Annotated in this window: 15 protein-coding genes; all 15 read left to right on the top strand. The window is 63.3% G+C overall.

Features of this window, described 5'->3' with window-relative positions; all coding sequences use genetic code 11:
* Positions 1-200: 200 nt before the first annotated feature.
* The 15 genes from G4923_RS17570 (at position 201) to nuoN (ending at position 17,071) form a co-directional block, all read left to right on the top strand.
* On the top strand, positions 201-959 hold the full coding sequence (locus G4923_RS17570) for a flagellar motor protein (RefSeq protein ID WP_111912217.1): 759 nt from the start codon (positions 201-203) through the stop codon (positions 957-959).
* Complete coding sequence (locus tag G4923_RS17565; RefSeq protein WP_025327213.1) at positions 937-1,812, top strand: MotB family protein; 876 nt, start codon at positions 937-939, stop codon at positions 1,810-1,812. The genes G4923_RS17570 and G4923_RS17565 overlap by 23 nt, the downstream gene beginning before the upstream one ends.
* Positions 1,813-2,070: 258 nt before the next feature.
* Positions 2,071-2,475 (top strand): NADH-quinone oxidoreductase subunit A, encoded by a 405-nt coding sequence (locus G4923_RS17560; protein WP_025327214.1) that lies wholly within the window; start codon positions 2,071-2,073, stop codon positions 2,473-2,475.
* Positions 2,476-2,504: 29 nt separating this feature from the next.
* On the top strand, positions 2,505-3,179 hold the full coding sequence (locus tag G4923_RS17555; protein WP_025327215.1) for a NuoB/complex I 20 kDa subunit family protein: 675 nt from the start codon (positions 2,505-2,507) through the stop codon (positions 3,177-3,179).
* 2 nt (positions 3,180-3,181) lie between these two features.
* Positions 3,182-4,987 carry an NADH-quinone oxidoreductase subunit C/D gene (gene nuoC / locus G4923_RS17550; RefSeq protein WP_049832185.1) on the top strand — a complete coding sequence of 602 codons (1,806 nt, stop codon included), beginning with the start codon at positions 3,182-3,184 and terminating at the stop codon, positions 4,985-4,987.
* A 65-nt stretch (positions 4,988-5,052) separates the two neighbouring features.
* Complete coding sequence (gene nuoE / locus G4923_RS17545) at positions 5,053-5,595, top strand: NADH-quinone oxidoreductase subunit NuoE (protein WP_240455366.1); 543 nt, start codon at positions 5,053-5,055, stop codon at positions 5,593-5,595.
* Entirely contained in the window at positions 5,592-6,959 is a 1,368-nt protein-coding gene (gene nuoF / locus G4923_RS17540; protein WP_163137821.1) for an NADH-quinone oxidoreductase subunit NuoF, read from the top strand. Before nuoE ends, nuoF begins: the two co-directional genes overlap by 4 nt.
* A 58-nt stretch (positions 6,960-7,017) precedes the next feature.
* On the top strand, positions 7,018-9,747 hold the full coding sequence (gene nuoG / locus G4923_RS17535) for an NADH-quinone oxidoreductase subunit NuoG (protein ID WP_163137820.1): 2,730 nt from the start codon (positions 7,018-7,020) through the stop codon (positions 9,745-9,747).
* Positions 9,744-10,712: an NADH-quinone oxidoreductase subunit NuoH gene (nuoH, locus tag G4923_RS17530; protein WP_025327220.1), complete on the top strand. Its 969-nt coding sequence runs from the start codon at positions 9,744-9,746 to the stop codon at positions 10,710-10,712. Before nuoG ends, nuoH begins: the two co-directional genes overlap by 4 nt.
* Before the next feature lie 7 nt (positions 10,713-10,719).
* Entirely contained in the window at positions 10,720-11,262 is a 543-nt protein-coding gene (nuoI, locus tag G4923_RS17525; RefSeq protein ID WP_005324242.1) for an NADH-quinone oxidoreductase subunit NuoI, read from the top strand.
* A gap of 9 nt (positions 11,263-11,271) precedes the next feature.
* Positions 11,272-11,823 carry an NADH-quinone oxidoreductase subunit J gene (nuoJ, locus tag G4923_RS17520; protein WP_163137819.1) on the top strand — a complete coding sequence of 184 codons (552 nt, stop codon included), beginning with the start codon at positions 11,272-11,274 and terminating at the stop codon, positions 11,821-11,823.
* A complete protein-coding gene (gene nuoK / locus G4923_RS17515) occupies positions 11,820-12,128 on the top strand; it encodes an NADH-quinone oxidoreductase subunit NuoK (protein ID WP_041205926.1) in 309 nt (102 codons plus the stop codon). The genes nuoJ and nuoK overlap by 4 nt, the downstream gene beginning before the upstream one ends.
* Positions 12,125-13,972 carry an NADH-quinone oxidoreductase subunit L gene (gene nuoL / locus G4923_RS17510; RefSeq protein WP_163137818.1) on the top strand — a complete coding sequence of 616 codons (1,848 nt, stop codon included), beginning with the start codon at positions 12,125-12,127 and terminating at the stop codon, positions 13,970-13,972. Before nuoK ends, nuoL begins: the two co-directional genes overlap by 4 nt.
* Positions 13,973-14,040: 68 nt before the next feature.
* Complete coding sequence (gene nuoM / locus G4923_RS17505) at positions 14,041-15,558, top strand: NADH-quinone oxidoreductase subunit M (RefSeq protein WP_043131693.1); 1,518 nt, start codon at positions 14,041-14,043, stop codon at positions 15,556-15,558.
* 49 nt (positions 15,559-15,607) lie between these two features.
* On the top strand, positions 15,608-17,071 hold the full coding sequence (nuoN, locus tag G4923_RS17500; protein WP_163137817.1) for an NADH-quinone oxidoreductase subunit NuoN: 1,464 nt from the start codon (positions 15,608-15,610) through the stop codon (positions 17,069-17,071).
* Positions 17,072-17,120: the final 49 nt, after the last annotated feature.

Below are 17,120 nucleotides of genomic sequence, written 5' to 3'. Positions count from 1 at the left end.
AGGGGCCAGGATACCCGGTTGCCCCCTTGCTGCCATGCTGGCGCCCGCCAGCCCTCATGATCCCGCGACACGGGCCGACACAGGAGGGTGGGCCCGTGCCGGTTAGCTCCCGGATATTGCTCACCGATTGTATTTCGTTTTGAAAAACTGATAGTTAAATGGCTACACTAGCCACACACAACGCATAGGGATATGGACAAATGAGTCTTATTGGTTTGCTGCTGGCCCTGGCTGCCATCCTGGGTGGCAACATCATCGAGGGGGGGCACCCCAGCGCCCTGCTCGATCTCCCCGCCTTTCTCATCGTGATCGGGGGCACAGTGGGTGCCGCCCTGACCCAATTCCCCTTCTCCGTGGTCGGCAAGACCTTCAAGCGTTTCAAGTGGCTCATCTCTCCCCTGCGCCTCGACATGCTGGAGCAGGCCCAGTTGCTGGAGACCCTGGCAGGCAATGCCCGGCGCAGCGGCATGCTGGCGCTGGAGGGGATGATCGATGACATCAAGGATCCCTTCCTGAAAAAGGGGGTGCAGATGATGGTGGATGGCTACGAGAAGACCAAGATCCACGAGGTGCTGGAAAACGAGATCGAATTCGAGCAGGAAGATCTCGAGCAGACCGTCAAATTCTACGAAGCCATGGGAGGCTACTGCCCGACCATGGGGATAGTCGGTGCCGTGTTCGGCCTGATCCATGCCATGGGGCTGCTCGATCAGCCCGACAAGCTGGGGGGCGCCATCGCAGTGGCCTTCATCGCCACCATTTACGGGGTCGGTGCCGCCAACCTGATCTTCCTGCCCTTTGGCAACCGCTACAAGGGATTCGCCCACCAGATCCGCCACTACAAGGAGATGACCCTGACCGGCATCCTCTGCATAGTGGACGGCGAGTCACAACAGCGGCTGCAAGTGACCCTTGAACCCTACCTCGGAGGTCACGGTGGCGAAAAAGAAAAAGGCTGAGGCACCGGAGAACCATGAGCGCTGGCTGGTCTCCTATGCCGACTTCATGACCCTGCTGTTTGCCCTGTTCGTGGTGCTCTACTCCTTCGCCATGGCCAAGCAGTCGGAAACCCGGGTGCTGATCCAGGGCTTTATCGAGTCTCTTGGCAAGATAGGCCTCATCTCTCTGCCCGCGGGCTCTCCCGTGATGCAAGGGGGCACCGGCATACTCGAGCCTGAGTCCAAGACCACCCCAGGTACCTCCCAGAAGGAGGAGCTGCTGGACACCCAGAGCCCGGCCGCCGCGGCCGACCCCTTCAACGAGACCATAGGCGCCTCGGAGAAGCCCAGCGCCACCGAGTCATGGCCGCACAAGACCAAGGAGCAGGATTGGGCCACGGTTACCAAGCAAAAACTGCAGCAGCAGCTCAAGAGCCAGATTGAATCCCAGGAGATCGAGGTGGAGCAGCTCGGCAGCCAGCTGGTGATCCGCATCGGCGAGAAGACCCTGTTCCCCGCCGATTCAGCCTTCCTGCAGCCCCAGTTCATCCCCCTGGTCAACAAGGTCTCCGATGTGCTGGCCGATATTCCGGGCATGGTGGTGGTCACCGGCCACACCGACAACTCCCAGGCGCCGGTGGAGCTCTATCGCAACAACTGGGAGCTGTCGGTGCTGCGGGCGGCCACCATAGTCCATACCCTGCTCACCAACCCCAAGCTGGATTCGCGCCGCGTCATCGCCCAGGGCGTGGCCGACACCCAGCCCCGCTTTGCCAACGACACCCCGGCCCATCGCCAGGCCAACCGCCGGGTGGAGATAGTGCTCTCCCAGGGCAAGGCGGCGGAGCAAGCCCTCCCCCTCCTCGCCCCCTGATGAAAAGACCCCGCCATGCGGGGTCTTTCGTTTTGTCGATTAGTTTATTTTGCAAGCGAATCAGCTGTTTTCCCCACCGCGTAAAAGCAATTGAAAATGATTCTCAAATGAGAAAATTGACCCCGCTAGCAAAACGCGATTTTCCTCCCGTTGATTAATAATTAATCCTTTGAAATGACATGTAAATCAGTATGGAACTGGCATAATACGTAGCATCCTTGTTAAGTCACATGATTAATTCGGTTAGGGAAAACTCCTATGTTTGCTGATATTGCTGTCCAGCATTGGGCCTTTGCTGTCTATGTCATTGGGGCCATCTGCATCTGCCTGACCATGATAGGCGTCGCGGCCTTGCTGGGGGGACGCGCCTATGGCCGTGCCAAAAACAGGCCCTTCGAATCCGGCATAGATTCCGTCGGCAATGCCCGTCTGCGTTTCTCCGCCAAGTTCTATCTGGTCGCCATGTTCTTCGTCATCTTCGACGTCGAAGCGCTCTATCTCTTCGCCTGGTCCGTCTCCGTTCGGGAAAGCGGCTGGGTCGGCTTTATCGAAGCCACCATCTTCATCACCCTGCTGCTGGTAGGCCTCATCTACCTGTGGCGCATCGGTGCCCTCGACTGGGCCCCGAAGAAACGCGTCCTGACTGACAAGAAGCCAGACTGATTTACCGATTATCCCTTTGAGGTTGCACCATGAAGTACACCCTGACCCGGATTGACCCGGATGCGCCCGTTGAGCGCTACCCCCAGGAACAGCGCCAGACCGTCGATGACCCGCTGGCGCAGCAGGCGACCCGCGGCATCATGATCGGGCGCCTCGAAGAGGTGCTGCAAGACACCGTCAACTGGGGCCGCAAGAACTCCCTCTGGCCCTACAACTTCGGCATCTCCTGCTGCTATGTGGAGATGTGTACCGCCTTCACCTCCCCCCATGACGTGGCCCGCTTCGGCGCCGAAGTCATCCGGGCCTCGCCCCGTCAGGCGGATTTCATGGTGATCGCCGGCACTCCCTTCATCAAGATGGCGCCTGTCATCCAGCGCCTCTATGAGCAGCTGCTCGAACCCAAGTGGGTCATCTCCATGGGCGCCTGTGCCAACTCGGGCGGCATGTATGACATCTATTCCGTGGTGCAGGGGGTGGACAAGTTCCTGCCGGTCGATGTCTACATTCCGGGCTGCCCGCCCCGTCCCGAAGCCTTCCTGCAGGCCCTGATGCTGCTGCAGGACTCCATCGGCAAGGAGCGCCGCCCCCTCTCCTGGGTGGTGGGCGATCAGGGGATCTACCGTCCCCAGATGCAGGCCGAGAAGGATCGCAAGCGGGAAGAGCGCATCCAAGTCACCAACCTGCGCACGCCGGATGAGATCTGACCATGAAACTGACTCGAGAATTCCCAAGCAACTACACCATGGCCCAGGGGCAGACGGCGGATCACGCCGATGCCCAGGTGGTCGGCGAACTCTTCGCCCACTTCGGTGCCGAGCGCTTCACGGTGCAGAGCACCCGTACCGGAGTGCCGGTGATCTGGCTCTCCCGCGATCTGCTGCTGGACGTGATGGGCTTCCTGCAAAAGCTTCCCTCCCCCTTCGTGATGCTGTTTGATCTCAGCGCCACCGACGAGCGGATGCGCAGCCATCGCCACGGCCTGCCGGGCAGCGACTTCACCGTCTTCTATCACCTCATCTCCATCGACCGTAACGCCGATGTGATGCTGAAGGTGCCGCTGATGGAGAGCGATCTGCACCTGCCCACCGTCAGCCGTCACTTCCCCAACGCCAACTGGTACGAGCGGGAAGTCTGGGATCTGATGGGCATCACCTTCGACGGTCACCCCCATCTCACCCGCATCATGATGCCAAAGAGCTGGCAGGGACACCCGCTGCGCAAGGACTACCCGGCCCGCGCCACCGAGTTCGATCCCTTCATGCTCGATGCGGTCAAGCAGGATCAGGAGCAGGACAACCTGCTGTTCAAGCCCGAAGAGTGGGGCATGGCCCGGGGCAACGAGAACGAGGACTACATGTTCCTGAACCTCGGTCCCAACCACCCCTCGGCCCACGGCGCCTTCCGCCTGGTGCTGCAGCTCGACGGGGAAGAGATCCGCGACTGCGTGCCTGACATCGGCTATCACCACCGCGGTGCCGAGAAGATGGGCGAGCGCCAGTCCTGGCACAGCTACATCCCCTACACAGACCGGGTCGAGTACTTAGGCGGGGTGATGAACAACCTGCCCTATGTGCTGGCAGTCGAGAAGCTGGCGGGGATCAAGGTTCCCAACCGGGTCGACATGATCCGGGTGATGATGGCGGAGCTGTTCCGCATCCAGAGCCACTTGCTGTTCCTTGGCACCTACATCCAGGACGTGGGGGCCATGACCCCTGTCTTCTTCACCTTCACCGACCGGCAGAAGATCTACACCATCATCGAGGCCATCACGGGCGCCCGCATGCACCCGGCCTGGTTCCGCATCGGCGGTGTGGCCCACGACCTGCCCATCGGCTGGGCCCGTCTCATCCAGGACAACCTGCTGAGCTGGCTGCCCAAGCGCCTGATGGAGTATGAGAAGGCCGCCATGCGCAACAGCATACTGCGCGGTCGTACCATAGGCGTCGCCGCCTACAACACGGCGCAGGCGCTCGCCTGGGGCACCACGGGGGGCGGTCTGCGGGCCACCGGCCTCAACTTCGACGTGCGCAAATGGCGCCCTTATTCCGGCTACGATCAGTTCGAGTTCGAGGTGCCGGTGGGCAGCAATGGGGATGCCTACGACAGAGCCACGGTGCGCATCGAGGAGATCCGCCAGAGCATGCGCATCATAGAGCAGTGCATGAAGAACATGCCGGAGGGGCCCTTCAAGGCGGATCACCCGCTCACCACGCCGCCGCCCAAAGAACGCACCCTGCAGGACATCGAGACCCTGATCACCCACTTCCTGCAAGTCTCCTGGGGCCCTGTGATGCCGGCCGCCGAGTCCTTCCAGATGATAGAGGCGACCAAGGGGATCAACAGTTACTACCTGACCAGCGACGGCTCCACCATGAGCTACCGGACCCGGATCCGGACTCCGAGCTTTGCCCACCTGCAGCAGATCCCCTCGGTGATCCGTGGCCAGATGGTGTCGGATCTCATCGTCTACCTGGGCAGTATCGATTTCGTCATGTCGGATGTGGATCGTTAAGTTCCCGCCGCGCCCACAGGAGGGCGCAACGGGACAAGAAGAATAAACGACAAAAGGTTAAGTTCATGAGCCAGCAATGTCAGTGCAAGAATACATCGTCCAACGCGGGACAGAGCGCATGCCAGAGCAAGGGGGACGGCTTCGTCCTGAGCCAGGCCGAGCGCGATGCCATAGCGCATGAGACGCACCACTACGAAGATCCCCGCGCCGCCAGCATAGAAGCGCTCAAGATAGTGCAGCAGGCCCGCGGCTGGGTACCGGACGGTGCCATCCATGCCATCGCCGCCGTGCTCGGCATCCCTGCCAGCGACGTGGAAGGGGTCGCCACCTTCTACAGCCAGATCTTCCGCCAGCCGGTAGGCCGCCACATCATCCGTGTCTGTGACAGCATGGTCTGTTACATCAACGGCCATGAGCAACTGCTGGCCGGCCTGAAAGAGGTCATGGATCTGGCCCCCGGCCAGACCTCCCCTGACGGCCGCTTCACCCTGCTGCCGGTCTGCTGCCTCGGCAACTGCGACAAGGGGCCGGCGCTGATGATAGACGACGATACCTACGGTGGGCTCGATGCCGTCAGCCTGCTCAAGACCCTGGAGGCTTATCCATGAGTTTGGCATCCTTTGGCACCGCCAACCGCATCGCCCGTGCGGCCGAGACCCATCCGCTCACCTGGCGGTTGCGGGATGACGGCCAGCCGGTCTGGCTGGACGAATACCAGAGCAAGCAGGGCTACGAAGCGGCCCGCAAGGCACTGAGTCAGATGAGCCCTGACGAGATAGTCGGCACCGTCAAGGACGCCGGCCTCAAGGGGCGCGGCGGCGCCGGCTTCTCCACCGGGGTGAAGTGGGGCCTGATGCCCAAAGACGAGAGCATGAACATCCGTTACCTGCTCTGCAACGCCGACGAGATGGAGCCGAACACCTACAAAGACCGGCTGCTGATGGAGCAGTTGCCCCACCTGCTGATCGAGGGGATGATCATCAGTGCCCGGGCCCTCAAGGCCTACCGTGGCTACATCTTCCTGCGCGGCGAGTACGTGGATGCCGCCATCCACCTGCGCCGTGCGGTGGAAGAGGCCAAGGCCGCCGGCCTGCTCGGCAAGAACATCCTGGGCTCGGGCTTTGACTTCGAGCTGTTCGTCCACACCGGCGCAGGGCGTTACATCTGCGGCGAAGAGACCGCGCTTATCAACTCCCTGGAAGGGCGCCGCGCCAACCCGCGCGCCAAGCCCCCCTTCCCCGCCGTCTCCGGCGTCTGGGGCAAGCCGACCTGCGTCAACAACGTCGAAACCCTGTGCAACGTGCCCGCCATCATAGGCAACGGCGTCGAGTGGTACCAGGGGCTGGCGCTGCCAGGCTCGGAAGATCACGGCACCAAGCTGATGGGCTTCTCCGGCAAGGTCAACAACCCGGGCCTGTGGGAGCTGCCCTTTGGCATCACAGCCCGCGAGCTGTTTGAGAACTACGCCGGTGGCATGAAGAGCGGCTATCGCCTGAAGGCCTGGCAACCGGGCGGTGCCGGCACCGGCTTCCTGTTGCCCGAGCACCTGGATGCCCAGATGTATGCCGGTGGCATCGGCAAGGTCGGCACCCGCATGGGCACCGGCCTCGCCATGGCGGTGGATGACAGCATCAACATGGTCGGACTCTTGCGCAACATGGAAGAGTTCTTCGCCCGCGAATCCTGCGGCTGGTGCACCCCCTGCCGCGACGGCCTGCCCTGGAGCGTCAAGATCCTGCGGGCCCTGGAGCGAGGCGAAGGCCAGCCCGAGGATCTCGCCACCCTGGAGCAGCTGGTCAGCTTCCTGGGGCCGGGCAAGACCTTCTGCGCCCATGCCCCCGGCGCCGTCGAGCCCCTTGGCAGTGCCATGAAGTACTTCCGGTCCGAGTTCGAGGCCGGGGTCAAGGCCCCCCATGACAATCACAAGCTGTTCAAGGGTATCCAGCCCAATCTGCTGGGCGAGCGCTGGTAATACGCCAGAACGCATCGGGCAATAGCCGATTTCACAAAACAGGTTTCAGGGAAGTTGTATGGCAACCATTCATGTAGACGGTAAAGAGTTCGAGGTAGACGGGGCAGATAACCTGCTGCAAGCCTGTCTGTCCCTGGGTCTGGACGTCCCCTATTTTTGCTGGCACCCGGCGCTCGGTAGCGTCGGCGCCTGCCGCCAGTGTGCGGTCAAACAGTATCAGAATGCCGACGACAAGCGCGGCCGCCTGGTCATGTCCTGCATGACCCCCTCCACAGATGGCACCTATATCTCCATCGAGGACGAAGAGGCGAAGGAGTTTCGCAAGACTGTGGTGGAGTGGCAGATGACCAACCACCCCCACGACTGCCCTGTGTGTGAAGAGGGTGGCGCCTGCCACCTGCAAGACATGACGGTGATGACGGGCCACAACAGCCGTCGCTACCGCTTCACCAAGCGCACCCACCAGAATCAGGATCTCGGCCCCTTCATCAACCACGAGATGAACCGCTGCATCGCCTGCTATCGCTGCGTGCGTTACTACAAGGATTACGCCGGCGGCGAGGATCTGGGTGTCTACGGCGCCCACGACAACGTCTACTTCGGCCGGGTCGAGGATGGCACCCTGGAGAGCGAGTTCTCCGGCAACCTGGTGGAGGTCTGCCCCACCGGCGTCTTCACCGACAAGACCCATTCCGAGCGCTACAACCGCAAGTGGGACATGCAGTTTGCCCCCAGCATCTGCCAGCAGTGCTCGGTCGGCTGCAACATCAGCCCGGGGGAGCGCTACGGCGAGCTGCGCCGCATCGAGAACCGCTTCCACGGCGCCCTGAACCACTACTTCCTCTGTGATCGTGGCCGCTTCGGTTACGGCTATGTCAACCAGGCCGACCGCCCGCGCCAGCCCCTGCTTCAGGATGGCAATGACAAGCTGGCCATCACGGTCGATGGCGCCCTCAACCGCGCCGCCGATGCCCTGCGCACCGCAAGCGGCATCATCGGCATCGGCTCGCCACGAGCGTCACTCGAGAGCAACTTCGCCCTGCGCGAGCTGGTGGGCGCCGCCAACTTCTACGCAGGGGTCGAGCAGAGCGAATGGGCCTGCCTGCAGAAGATGCTGCATGTCCTGCACCAGGGCGGGGTACGAACCCCCAGCCTGCGTGACATGGAAGAGGCCGACGCCGTGCTGGTGCTGGGTGAAGATGTCACCCAGACGGCCGCCCGGATCAGCCTGGCACTGCGTCAGGCAGTCAAGGGCAAGGGCCGCGAGATCGCCCGCAAGCTGAAGGTGGACCTGTGGCAGGTCGCCGCGGTGCAGACGCTCGCTCAGAATGAGCGTTATCCGCTGCTCATCACCAGCCTGGATCAGACCCGTCTCGACGACGTGGCCGCCGATACCCTGCATGCCCCTCACGCCGATCAGGCCCGCCTCGGCTTTGCCATCGCCCACCTGCTCGACGGTTCCGCCCCTGCCCCGCAGGATCTGGGCGCCGATCAGCTGGCTCAAGCGACCCGCTGGGCCGAGCTGCTTGGCAACGCCAAGAAGCCGCTCATCATCGCAGGCTCCGGTGCCCGCAGCCAGGCGCTGATCGAGGCGGCCAGCAACATAGCCCACGCCCTCAAGGGTCGTGGTCAGACCGTCGAACTGGCACTGGTGGCCCAGGAGGCCAACAGCCTGGGGCTGGCCATGCTGGCCGGCAACGCCGCTCCCCTGGAAGCCGCCCTCGAGCGCATCGAAGGGAGCGAGTCCCTTGCGCTGATCACCCTGGAGAACGATCTCTATCGCCGTGCTCCCCGCAACCGGGTCGATGCCGCCATCAAGCGCCTGCAGCATCTGCTGGTGGTGGATCATCAGGACACCCGCACCGCCCAGCAGGCCCACCTGGTGCTGCCTGCCGCCAGCTTTGCGGAGGCCGATGGCACTGTGGTGAACATGGAAGGCCGTGCCCAGCGCTTCTTCCAGGTCTATGCCCCCGCCTTCTACGACGCCGACATCCAGGTGCGCGAAGGCTGGCGCTGGCTGGCCGCGCTGCAAGGCACGCTGGACGGCAAGTCCCCGCGCTGGAGCAGCTTCGACGAGGTGAGTGCGGCCTGCGCCGCCTCTGCCCCGCTGCTGGCCACCATGGGCGAAGCCGCCCCCAATGCCGGACTGCGTATCCGCGGCATGAAGCTCGCGCGCGAGCCACACCGCTACAGCGGCCGCACCTCCATGCTGGCGGATCAGAACGTGAGCGAGCCCCGGGTGGCGCAAGACCCAGACTCCCCCTTCAACTTCTCCATGGAAGGCTACGCCGGTGCCCGCCAACCCCTGCAACAGGTGCCGTTCGCCTGGGCACCGGGCTGGAACTCCCCCTCCGCCTGGAACAAGTTCCAGGACGAGGTGGGTGGCAGCCTGCGGGCCGGCGATCCCGGTCGTCGCCTGCTGGAGCCGGGCAGCGAGTCCCTCGGCTGGTTCGACACCATTCCCGCCCCCTTCACCGCCCAGGCAGCGCTGCAAGTGGTGAGCTATGACCAGCTGTTCGGTGGCGACGAGCTCTCCGCGCGCAGCCCCGTCATCCAGGCCCGCATGGGAGACCCAGAGCTGGTGCTGAACCCGGCCGATGCCGCCCGTTTGGCCCTTCATGCCGGCAACCAGGTGGCCTTCTCCTGGGGTGGTCACCACTGGCGGCTGCGACTTCGGATCAGCGAACGGCTGGCACCGGGTCTGCTCGGCCTGCCCCTGGGCGCCCATGGTCTGCCGACCGCGCTGCACCAGGCCTATGTGACTGACTTGCAGGAGGCCATCGCATGAGCAATGAGCTGATCGATCTGTTGCTGGAGGTAGGCAAAGCCTTGATCGTGCTGGTGGGGATTGTGGGGGCTGGCGCCTTCATGAGCTTCATCGAGCGCCGTCTGCTGGCGCTCTGGCAAGACAGGTACGGCCCCAACCGGGTGGGCCCCTTCGGCCTGCTGCAACTGGCGGCCGACATGGTCAAGATGTTCTTCAAGGAGGACTGGATCCCGCCCTTCGCGGATCGCCGGATCTTCGTGCTGGCCCCCATCATCGCCTTTACCGCCTTCATCCTGGCGTTTGCGGTGGTGCCCATCACCCCCACCTGGGGCGTGGCGGATCTCAACGTGGGACTGCTCTACATCCTGGCCATAGCGGGGCTGGCGGTCTACGCCGTGCTCTTTGCCGGCTGGTCGAGCAACAACAAGTACTCCCTGCTCGGCAGCCTGCGCGCCTCGGCCCAGACCCTCTCCTACGAGGTGTTCCTCGGCCTCTCCTTGATGGGCATCGTCATCCAGACCGGCAGCTTCAACCTGCGGGATATAGTCGAAGCGCAAGCAGGATTGTGGAACGTGATCCCCCAGTTCCTGGGCTTCATCACCTTCCTGTTTGCCGGGGTTGCCGTCACCCACCGTCACCCGTTTGACCAGCCGGAGGCCGAGCAGGAGCTCGCCGACGGCTATCACATCGAGTACGCGGGTATGAAGTGGGGTCTGTTCTTCGTGGGCGAGTACATCGGCATAGTGCTGATCTCCTCCCTCATCGTGACCCTCTTCTTCGGTGGCTGGCACGGCCCCTGGTTGCCGCCCTTCATCTGGTTTGCCCTGAAGACCGCCTGTTTCATGGTGTTCTTCATCCTGCTGCGGGCCTCCCTGCCCCGCCCGCGCTTTGACCAGGTGATGTCCTTTGGCTGGAAAGTCTGCTTACCGCTTACCTTGCTCAACATGCTGGTAACCGGCGCCGTCGTGCTTATGAACGTGCAGTGAGGCACCAATGAAAATTACGAGCATTATCAAGGGTGTTGGCACCCAACTGCGCAGTCTGGGGATGGTCTTCTCCCATGCCTGGCGCCCCCGCGAGACTCTGAGCTACCCGGAGCAGCAGGTCTATGCCGCGCCCCGTTTCCGTGGTCGTATCGTGTTGACCCGGGATCCGGACGGTGACGAGCGCTGCGTGGCGTGCAACCTGTGCGCCGTGGCCTGCCCGGTCGGCTGTATCTCGCTGCAAAAAGCGGAGCGGGACGACGGTCGCTGGTACCCGGAGTTCTTCCGCATCAACTTCTCCCGCTGCATCTTCTGCGGTCTGTGTGAAGAGGCCTGCCCCACCACCGCCATCCAGCTGACGCCGGATTTCGAGATGGGCGAGTATCGCCGCCAGGATCTGGTGTACGAGAAGGAAGATCTGCTGATCAGCGGCCCCGGCAAATACCCGGACTACAACTTCTACCGCATGAGCGGGATGGCCATCGACGGCAAGCCCAAAGGGGATGCCGAGAACGAAGCCAAACCCATCGATGTCAAGAGCCTGCTGCCCTAGGAGTCAATCATGGAACTGGCATTTTATGCCGCGGCCCTGGTCGCCGTTTACAGCACGCTGCGGGTCATCAGCACCAGCAACCCCATGCATGCGCTGCTCAATCTCATCATCTCGCTCATCGCCGTGGCCATGATCTTCTTCTGCCTGGGAGCCTCCTTTGCTGGCGCCCTGCAGGTGATCGTCTACGCCGGCGCCATCATGGTGCTGTTCGTGTTCGTGGTGATGATGCTGAACCTGGGTTCATCCCAGGATCAGGAGCGCAACTGGCTCACCCCCATGACCTGGGGTGGGCCTGCCCTGCTCTCCCTCATCCTGCTCGGCTTCCTGGCCTACGGCATTCTCGGGGTCACCGGCGGTGAACTCGGGCAGACCGACGTCAGTGCGAAAGAGGTCGGCATCGCCCTGTTCGGCCCCTATGTGCTGGCGGTGGAGCTCGCCTCCATACTGCTGCTGGCGGGTCTGGTCACCGCCTATCACCTTGGCCGTGAAGACAAGAGCGGGGAAGTGCTTTCCGTCCCCAAACCCACAGCTCGCCCATCCCAGGAAGGAGGTCAGCAATGAGTGGTATCCCCATGGAGCACGGCTTGCTGCTCGCGGCAATCCTGTTCTGCATCGGTTTGTGCGGTCTGCTGATCCGCCGCAACCTGCTGTTTATCCTCATGAGTATCGAAATCATGATGAATGCGTCCGCGCTGGCGTTCGTGGTGGCGGGTAGCCGCTGGGCCCAGGCCGACGGCCAGATCATGTACATACTGGTGATTTCTCTGGCGGCAGCGGAGGCCAGTATAGGCCTCGCCCTGTTACTGCTGCTCTATCGTCGTTACCACACCCTGAACGTGGACACTGTGAGCGAGATGCGCGGATGAGCCTCCTATACTTGACTTTCCTGTTCCCCCTGCTGGGGTGGCTGCTGCTGGCCTTCTCCATCGGCCGTCTCGGCGAGCGCAGCGCGGCACTCATCGGTGTCGGCAGCATAGGCCTGTCGGCCCTGACCACAATCTGGGTCGGGTTCGACTTCCTCAATCACACCCCCGAGGGCGGCGTCTATACCCAGACCCTGTGGCAGTGGATGTCGGTGGGCGAATTCCAGCCCGCCTTCCGCCTGGCGCTGGATGGGCTGTCGCTGACCATGCTGGGGGTGGTGACAGGGGTGGGCTTCTTCATCCACCTGTTCGCCTCCTGGTACATGCGCGGGGAAGAGGGGTATTCCCGCTTCTTCACCTACACCAACCTCTTCATCGCTAGCATGCTGTTCCTGGTGCTGGCCGATGATCTGCTGTTCGTCTACCTGGGTTGGGAAGGGGTGGGGCTGTGCAGCTACCTGCTGATCGGCTTCTACTACCGCAACCCCGCCAACGGGGCGGCCGCCCTCAAGGCCTTCGTGGTGACCCGGGTCGGTGACGTCTTCCTCGCCATCGGGCTCTTCGTGCTCTACCGCGAGCTCGGCACCCTCAACATCCACGAGCTGCTGGTGCGCGCCCCCGCTATGTTTGCCGAGGGCTCCCCTGCCCTGTCGTTCGCCTGCCTGATGCTGCTCGGCGGCGCGGTCGGCAAATCCGCCCAGCTGCCCCTGCAGACCTGGCTGGCAGACGCCATGGCGGGTCCGACCCCGGTTTCGGCGCTGATCCACGCGGCCACCATGGTGACCGCTGGTGTCTACCTCATCGCCCGCACCCACGGCCTCTTCCTGCTGGCCCCGGAGATCCTCCATCTGGTGGCCCTGGTCGGTGCCATTACCCTAGTGCTGGCAGGCTTTGCCGCCCTGGTGCAGACCGACATCAAGCGGATCCTGGCTTACTCCACCATGAGCCAGATAGGCTACATGTTCCTGGCCCTGGGGGTCGGTGCCTGGGAAGGGGCCATCTTCCACCTGATGACCCACGCCTTCTTCAAGGCGCTCTTGTTCCTCTCCGCCGGGGCCGTCATAGTCGCGACCCACCACGAGCAGAACATCTTCAAGATGGGGGGCCTGCGCAAGAGCCTGCCGCTGGTCTATGCCTGCTTCCTGGTGGGGGGCTCGGCCCTGGCCGCGCTGCCGCTGGTCACCGCCGGCTTCTACAGCAAGGACGCCATCCTCTGGCAGGTGCAGGCCAGTGGCCAGAGCGCCCTGCTGTGGGCCGGTCTGGGTGGGGCCTTCCTGACCTCCCTCTACACCTTCCGCCTCATCTTCATCGCCTTCCACGGCAAGGCACAGACGCAGGCGCACAAAGGCCACGGCCTGGCCCACCAGCTGCCGCTGCTGGTGCTGCTGGTGCTCTCCACCGGTGTGGGTGCCCTGATAGTGCCGCCGCTCGCCGGAGTGCTGCCGGCAGGCCCGGGGGATCATATCGAGGAGGGCCGTCACAGCCTCGAGATCCTCTCCGGCGTCATCGCCGTGGCAGGCATTGCGCTCGCAGCCTTCCTCTTTCTCGGCGAACGTCGCCTGGCGAAGGGGATCGCCGAGAGTGCCGTCGGCCGCGCGCTCAGCACCCTCTGGTTCAATGCCTGGGGCTTTGACTGGCTGTATGACTGGATCTGGGTCAAGCCCTACCTGCTGGTGACCCGCTTGCTCGGCAAGGACCCGCTGGATCGGATGATGAACCTGCCCGCCGTGCTGGCCCAGGGGGGCCACCAGTTGCTGGCCTGGACTGTGTCCGGCAAGCTGCGCTGGTACGCCGCCTCCATGGGGATGGGCGCCGCCCTGATCCTGGCCCTGCTGCTGCTCGGCTGATCCATGAGCCCAATATGTGTGGCAGGCCCGGGGCCTGCCCGACTAGAACCTAGACGAGAGCTGATATCGTGACCTTACTCTGGATCTTGTTAATTCCTTTTATCGGCGGCTTGCTCTGCTGGCAGATGGAGCGGCTCGGCGGACAATTCGTTCGCTGGGTAGCCCTGCTCTCCATGAGCGCCTGCCTGGTGCTCTCCGGTGCCATCTGGCTGGGGGGTGACTTCTCCCTCGCGAACCCCGGCCTCCCCGTCTGGGCGGCCGAGTGGCAGCAACCCTGGATCCCCCGCTTCGGCATCTCATTGCACCTGGCGGTAGACGGCTTGTCCCTCCTGATGGTGATGCTCACCAGCTTCATCGGTGTGCTTGCCATCCTCTGTTCCTGGAAGGAAATCGTGCAGCGCATCGGCTTCTTCCACCTCAACCTGCTGTGGATCCTGGGGGGTGTGCTCGGCGTCTTCATGGCGGTGGACCTGTTCCTGTTCTTCTTCTTCTGGGAGATGATGCTGGTTCCCATGTACTTCCTGATCGCGCTCTGGGGCCACTCGGTCACCGACGGTAAATCCCGGATCAACGCGGCCACCAAGTTCTTCATCTACACCCAGGCGAGTGGCCTCATCATGCTGGTGGCCATCCTCGGGCTGGTGCTGACCCACCACGCCAGCACCGGCGTCTTCACCTTCAACTACCTCGACCTGCTCAATACCCCGATGAGCAAGGGCGTGCAGTGGCTGCTGATGCTGGGCTTCTTCATCGCCTTCGCGGTCAAGATGCCCCTGGTGCCGCTCCATGGCTGGTTGCCGGACGCCCACAGCCAGGCGCCGACCGCGGGTTCTGTGGACTTGGCGGGGATCTTGCTCAAAACCGCCGCCTACGGCCTGCTGCGCTTCACGCTGCCGCTCTTCCCGGAGGCCTCCGCCGAGTTCGCCCCCTACGCCATGCTCCTTGGCCTCTTCGGCATCGTCTACGGCGCCCTGCTGGCGTTCGCCCAGACCGACATCAAGCGTCTGGTGGCCTACACCAGCATCTCCCACATGGGCTTCGTGATGATCGCCATCTACTCCGGCAGCGAGCTGGCCCTGCAAGGGGCTGTGGTGCAGATGATAGCCCACGGCCTCTCCGCCGCCGGTCTCTTCATCCTGTGCGGCCAGCTCTACGAGCGCCTGCACACCCGGGACCTGCGCCTGATGGGCGGCCTCTGGGGTCGGCTGCGCTACCTGCCCGGCGTCATGCTGTTCTTCTCGGTGGCCTCCCTTGGCATGCCGGGCACCGGCAACTTTGTCGGCGAGTTCCTGATCCTCATCGGCAGCTTCCAGGTGGCCCCCATCATCACCATCATCGCCACCTTCGGCCTGGTGCTGGCCTCGGTCTACTCCCTCATCATGCTGCAGCGCGCCTGTTTCGGTGCCCCCAAGGACGAGAGCGTCCTCAAGGGCCTGGACAGACGGGAGCTGGCCATGATGCTGACCATAGCCGGTCTGCTGGTGCTGCTCGGTCTCTACCCGCAACCCGTGCTCGACACCGCCAGCAGCAGCCTGCTGAGCGTGCTGCACTGGTACGCGCTGCCAGCCACAGGAGCACTGCAATGATGCCCTCTGTTTCTCTCTCCCTTTCCTTGTCCACACCGGGAGCCTTGTCATGACGTTTACCGCCGCCCAACTATTGGCCCTGCTGCCCCTGTTGCTGACCACGGGGGCCATGGTCGCCCTGATGCTCGCCATCGCCTGGAAGCGCTGCGATGACACCGCCTTCGTGGTGACCATCACAGGCCTCAACCTGGCGCTCTTCTCCCTGCCCATCGTCATGGCCCAGGGGGATCAGGGGGTCACTCCCCTGCTGCAAGTGGACAGCTATGCGGTCTTCTACATGGGGCTGGTGCTCATCGGCGCCCTGGCCACCTGTACCTTCGGTCGCTCCTGGCTCAAGGGCTACCCGGACAACCGGGAAGAGTTCTACCTGCTGCTCTTGATCGCCACCGCCGGTGGCCTGGTGCTGGCGGGTTCCCGCCATCTCGCGTCACTGTTTATCGGGATCGAGATGCTGACCCTGCCCATGTTCGGTCTGGTGGGTTATGCCTATCGCGAGCGCCATTCCCTGGAGGCCAGCATCAAGTACATGGTGCTCTCCGCTGCCGCCACCGCCTTCCTGCTGTTCGGCATGGCGCTGCTCTATGCCCAGGCAGGCAGCCTGAGCTTCAGCGATCTCGGTCTGACCCTGGCCCAGAGCCCGGCTCACCACCCGCTGCTGATGGGGGGCTTTGGCCTGATGCTGGTGGGCTTTGCCTTCAAGTTGTCGCTCGCCCCCTTCCACCTCTGGACCCCGGATGTCTATGAGGGCGCCCCGGCACCTGTGGCCACCTTCCTCGCCACCGTGAGCAAGATAGCCGTGTTCTGCGTGCTGCTGCGCTTCTACCTGGCGGTGCCGGCCACCTCGGATCCCATGATCCACTGGCTGCTGGCGGCCATGGCGGTCATCTCCATCGTGGTCGGCAACCTCTTGGCGCTGATCCAGACCAACATCAAGCGGATGATGGGTTACTCCTCCATCTCCCACTTCGGCTACCTGCTGGCAGTGATAGTGGCGAGCCGCCTCGGCCAGATGCCGGTGGAAGCGGCCGGTGTCTACCTGCTGATGTACCTCTTCACCAGCCTGGGGGCCTTCGGCGTCATCAGCATGATGTCCAGCCCCTATCGCGGCAAGGATGCGGACTCCCTGCACAGCTATCGCGGCCTGTTCTGGAAGCGCCCCTACCTGACAGCCGTCATGACGGTGATGATGCTCTCCCTGGCGGGCATCCCCATGACGCTGGGCTTCATCGGCAAGTTCTACCTCATCGGGGTGACGGTCGATGCCAAGCTGTGGTGGCTCTCCGGCGCCATAGTGCTCGGCAGTGCCCTGGGCCTCTACTACTACCTGCGGGTCATGGTCACCCTCTATCTGCGGGAACCCGGCATGCAGCTGCGCGATGCCAGGGCCGACTGGGCCTTCTCCTCCGGTGGGCTTGTGGTGCTGCTCTCCGCCATCCTGGTGGTGGCGCTGGGCATCTACCCCCAGCCGGTCATCAGCCTGGTGCAGGGCTTCCAGTACGTGGTGCTGCGCTAGCACCCCGTCAGCCAAGACAACAAAACCGGCCCTCGTGGCCGGTTTTTTT

The organism is Aeromonas rivipollensis (assembly GCF_010974825.1).
In the GTDB taxonomy this organism is placed as follows: domain Bacteria; phylum Pseudomonadota; class Gammaproteobacteria; order Enterobacterales; family Aeromonadaceae; genus Aeromonas; species Aeromonas rivipollensis.
This window is presented reverse-complemented; position numbering and strand designations above follow the sequence as displayed.